Source organism: Legionella sp. ST3F1 (assembly GCF_048553315.1).
In the GTDB taxonomy this organism is placed as follows: domain Bacteria; phylum Pseudomonadota; class Gammaproteobacteria; order Legionellales; family Legionellaceae; genus Tatlockia; species Tatlockia donaldsonii.
This window is the reverse complement of the sequence record NZ_JBLZIO010000095.1, coordinates 1-232: the sequence shown is the minus strand read 5'-3', so window position 1 is coordinate 232 and position 232 is coordinate 1. Positions and strand designations below refer to the sequence as shown.

Below are 232 nucleotides of genomic sequence, written 5' to 3'. Positions count from 1 at the left end.
TTGGTTGGCTCCAATGCTCGCCAACCTGGCGTGCGTATCGGCGTCTGTGTGTGGAATATAAGGCATTATTAGTGTTCCTCTGCTATCTCGTTGTGATATTGTTCGGCATTCAACAATTCATTTAACTCAGCGGGATTATGCGCTTTTAATTTGACTAGCCAACCAGCTCCATACGGGTCGCTGTTAACCAGTGCTGGATTAGCACTCACTTCCTGATTAACCGCTACAACGA

1 protein-coding gene is annotated in these 232 nt (G+C 46.6%); it reads right to left on the bottom strand.

Annotated features, from left to right (window positions below):
- Positions 1 to 68: 68 nt before the first annotated feature.
- Positions 69 to 232 (bottom strand): glycine cleavage system protein H (locus ACN4Z1_RS16075; RefSeq protein WP_419423069.1); only part of this gene is annotated, 164 nt, incomplete at its 5' end.